This window comes from Streptococcus sp. DD11, assembly GCF_001578865.1.
GTDB lineage: Bacteria > Bacillota > Bacilli > Lactobacillales > Streptococcaceae > Streptococcus > Streptococcus panodentis.
This window is the reverse complement of the sequence record NZ_KQ969397.1, coordinates 138,887-142,677: the sequence shown is the minus strand read 5'-3', so window position 1 is coordinate 142,677 and position 3,791 is coordinate 138,887. Positions and strand designations below refer to the sequence as shown.

Genomic DNA, 3,791 nt, shown 5'->3' with positions numbered 1-3,791 from the left:
TGTATCGGTGCTGGCAAGAACGAGATAGTCGTTTCTTTTATTACGATTGCGTACAAAAACCAGTTTTTTACTGGGATTTCCTCCTTGTCATAAGTCGTTGTTACGATAAGGCTCAGTAAATATTTAGCACGCCCGCGACATTTCGGATATTTCTTATACAATTGCTTGACGGATAGACGTTCTCCTTGGTAATTGTAGTAGATTTTTGAAGTTTTCTTGACCATAGCAATGACATGGAGATTGAGTTGACGAATAGAGGTAAACATTTTGGGACTAGAAAACCAAGAATCAAAGAGAACATAATCAGCTTTGACTCCCTTGTTTATTATATGTCATACGCCCCATTGCTGATATCATTACAAATATCATTTTTGGTACATATATTGATAGATTTAATAAGAAAAACTGGCTATTTAGTCTCAATGTTGTAAGTTCAATTTTGGTTGGATTGTTATTAATAAAGCAAAATATAACGTTCATTTCTTTTCTCGTATTTTTTCTTCAAGTCTGTCGTTCCCTTTATGAACCAATTTCGTTGGGATATATTGTGTTATTAGTTCCAAAAAAGAAATTGAAGAGGTTTAACGCATGGAATAGCATAGTCTCATCGGGTGGATTTTTAATCGGTCCCGCACTTGCAGGTATTTTGGTATCGCTTGGAAGTCCACTATTTGCTATTGCTACTAATTCTGTTCTATTACTTTTTTGTGGTGTATTTATCTTAATGTTACCGCACTTTGAAAATCTTATCGATGCTACGCAAGTTTCAACATCATATTTCTCTGAAGTATTTCAGGGATTGAGATTCTTAAAAAATTTGTTAGTCAAAATAAACTAATTATTATTACTTACTTTTTAGTTTCTTCTTTATTTATTCTTGCGGCTGGTCTTGATTCTGTTGAAGCCGCATTCTCTAAAATAGTTCTGTTAATGAGTGACTCTGAATATGGATTATTAGTGAGTATTTCGGGTGCGGGCTACTTGTTTTAAAAAAAAGGAGTTTAATTGTAGCCAAAAGGTTTTTTTAGGGAGAATATGAATCAATTCTTGACACATGTACTATTGAGAATAATGTATGCTCGAATTTATATGAGCTAAAATTAGTAGGTACATTTTTAATAACTTCTGATATCGTTGGAATCATGAATGATTTATTTTGTTTTGAGAATGAGAATTTACAAAAAGGAGACAAGATTTGTAGTCTTGATTATTTAGGGGTTAAGTACTTTCTAACTGCAGACTTTGATTTAGTTATTTTAAAAAAATATCATTATAAAAACTCTATTATCGAATGGGGGACTCCTCTATTTCTAGTAAGAAAAATAGAAGACCCTGAGTGTGAACCGCACCCCAAAAGTTAGATTTTTCTGTCTAACTTTTGGGGTGCGGTTCAAAACTTGTAGGTCTTTTCTTAAAATCCGAACGTTAGGGAGGATTTTTTGGCTTTTCCTTGACATTTTCAGAAATTAGCATATGATAAAACGTGAATACTCATAAGACGAATCTTGTGCGTGTTCGAAAAGTAATAGAGCGTTGCATCCGTAAGTCAAATTTGACACGGCTCTTAAAAAACAAAAGGAGAAAAAATGAATACCTATATCCAAAAGAAAATCGCGAACATCAAGCTGACGCTTTCTGAAATGTCTGGTGGCTATCAACGGATGGTGACTAGTATGAGAAAGCTCGGCTTTTCTGGTACTTGGAAGCTGATTTGGGATGATCTTTTTGCCCACCGTAGCCTAGGCCAGTGGCTCTATCTCTTGATTCTAGGGAGCTTTCCGCTCTGGCTGGAGCTGATATATGAGCACCGTATCGTAGACTGGACGGGCATGATTTGCAGCCTGACAGGGATTATCTGCGTGATTTTCGTTTCAGAAGGGCGGGCCAGCAATTATCTCTTTGGCCTGATTAACTCTGTGATTTACCTGATTTTGGCTTTGCAGAAAGGCTTCTATGGTGAGGTGCTGACGACTCTTTACTTTACTGCCATGCAGCCGATTGGTCTCTTGGTGTGGATTTACCAAGGACAGTTCAAGAAAGAAAAGCAGGAATTTGTTGCTCGTAAGCTGGATGCCAAGGGATGGACAAAGTATCTGTCGATCAGTGTGCTTTGGTGGCTGGCTTTTGGCTTGATTTATCAGTCTGTGGGGGCCAATCGTCCTTATCGTGATTCGATTACGGATGCGACAAATGGAGTAGGGCAAATCCTGATGACGGCTGTTTACCGTGAGCAGTGGATTTTCTGGGCAGCGACGAATATCTTTTCCATCTACCTCTGGTGGGGCGAAAGTCTTCAGATTCAGGGGAAATATCTGATTTATCTGATTAACAGCTTGGTCGGATGGTACCAGTGGAATAAAGCTGCTAAAAAAGCCTAGCCTCAAAAACATTAAAACACCCAGCAACATTGCTAAAGTATGGGCGACGTTTTTAGCCTGAACTTAGAAACAAAAGAGTGAATGGAACTAAATTTTTAAAAATTTTATACGGTATCTTATCAAAGATACTCCCTTTTGTGGGTGAGGGGGGAGCCATCATGGGAGACTGTCCCACCGCCTTTTCTTTTCAGACGGGGCAGTAAAAATTTTTGGGAAGTAAATAAATATGGTATAATATGCTTATCCTTATCAAATGACTTTGCAGAAAGGAGTTTTTCCATGATAAAGAAAGGTTTTCTTTTCGCCATGACCTTGCTGGCGGGACTCTTGCTGACTTCCTGCAGTTTAATCCGAACTGTCCTCCCGCCTCCTTCGTCAGGTGAATCTTCAAGGAGTATCTCTATTGGAGACGATGACAGCAGTTCAGGCTTTGACGATGACAGTGATGTTTCAAGCTCTATCGCTACACAGCGTATTGGTTCGGATGATTACGGTTACATTGATATTCCGGACAACTGGATTAAGTTCACTGATGCAAATGCTGGCGATAGCATCCAGTATTCAGATGGTTCAAATTACAATATCGTCACTCTGAATGCCTATACCAGAGAAAAAGCCAATATCAGTGCAGGCGAAGATTTCACACCCGAAACCCTTGCCAACCGTGTAGCCAGCAACTGGGACGGCCGTAAGGATGTGGATGACTACTGGGGAGCCAAGACGACAGTAGCCGGTATTGACTCCTATCAGGTCAATGTCAACTTTAAATCAGGCCAGCAGGCGGCGACTTGGATTTTCAAAAAAGGGGAGAAAATCTATATGATTACGGTCGAGGGAGACGAAGATACCCTTTCTGAGCTGGTGGCCTATGTGGAAGATACTTGGAGTCTGAGCAAGGACGGAGGCAGCAGTATTTAGTCCTTGGAGTGAGGCTTTGATTTCCGGTCCATCAATCGGATACTCCCATTTTACAGAGGCGGGAAACTGATTCCTGCCTCTTTCTTTATAGGTTTCTCATACCGTTTGTAGTATAATGAAGTATTCCCGCAAAGAAAGTAGAAAAAATGTCTGAGATTGACCTTGAAAAATACCACCAACTAGCTCTTCAAAAGCAGAAAGACCATCGAAAATTTTTAGCCAGCCTGAAGAAAAAGCCCCCAAAAAACCTCGATAAGATTGCCCAGCAAATACATGATGAGGTCTTTGAGGAGATTGACTGTACAGCTTGTGCCAATTGCTGTAAGACTTTAGGACCAGACTTTAAGGAAGCCGATATTGTCCGTATTGCCAAGTATTTCAAGATGAAGCTGCCGGCTTTTGAAGAGGAATTTCTGCAGGTGGACGAAGACGGTGACAAGGTCTTCAAGGCCATGCCTTGTCCTTTTTTAGGTGGAGACAATCTCTGCTCAATTT

General features: G+C 39.8%; 4 protein-coding genes and 1 pseudogene. 4 read left to right on the top strand and 1 reads right to left on the bottom strand.

Going from position 1 to position 3,791, the window contains the following annotated elements:
- A pseudogene (locus tag STRDD11_RS13920) lies at nucleotides 1-224 on the bottom strand (hypothetical protein); the annotation flags it as partial.
- A 918-nt stretch (nucleotides 225-1,142) separates the two neighbouring features.
- Here STRDD11_RS13920 and STRDD11_RS11760 point away from each other — a divergent pair.
- The 4 genes from STRDD11_RS11760 to STRDD11_RS11745 form a co-directional block, all read left to right on the top strand.
- Nucleotides 1,143-1,361 (top strand): hypothetical protein, encoded by a 219-nt coding sequence (locus tag STRDD11_RS11760; RefSeq protein ID WP_128837447.1) that lies wholly within the window; start codon nucleotides 1,143-1,145, stop codon nucleotides 1,359-1,361.
- A 225-nt stretch (nucleotides 1,362-1,586) separates the two neighbouring features.
- On the top strand, nucleotides 1,587-2,378 hold the full coding sequence (gene pnuC / locus STRDD11_RS11755) for a nicotinamide riboside transporter PnuC (protein ID WP_128837446.1): 792 nt from the start codon (nucleotides 1,587-1,589) through the stop codon (nucleotides 2,376-2,378).
- Between the two features lie 279 nt (nucleotides 2,379-2,657).
- Nucleotides 2,658-3,296 carry a hypothetical protein gene (locus STRDD11_RS11750; protein WP_128837445.1) on the top strand — a complete coding sequence of 213 codons (639 nt, stop codon included), beginning with the start codon at nucleotides 2,658-2,660 and terminating at the stop codon, nucleotides 3,294-3,296.
- Between the two features lie 146 nt (nucleotides 3,297-3,442).
- Nucleotides 3,443-3,791 (top strand): YkgJ family cysteine cluster protein (locus STRDD11_RS11745; protein WP_241209451.1); only part of this gene is annotated, 349 nt, incomplete at its 3' end.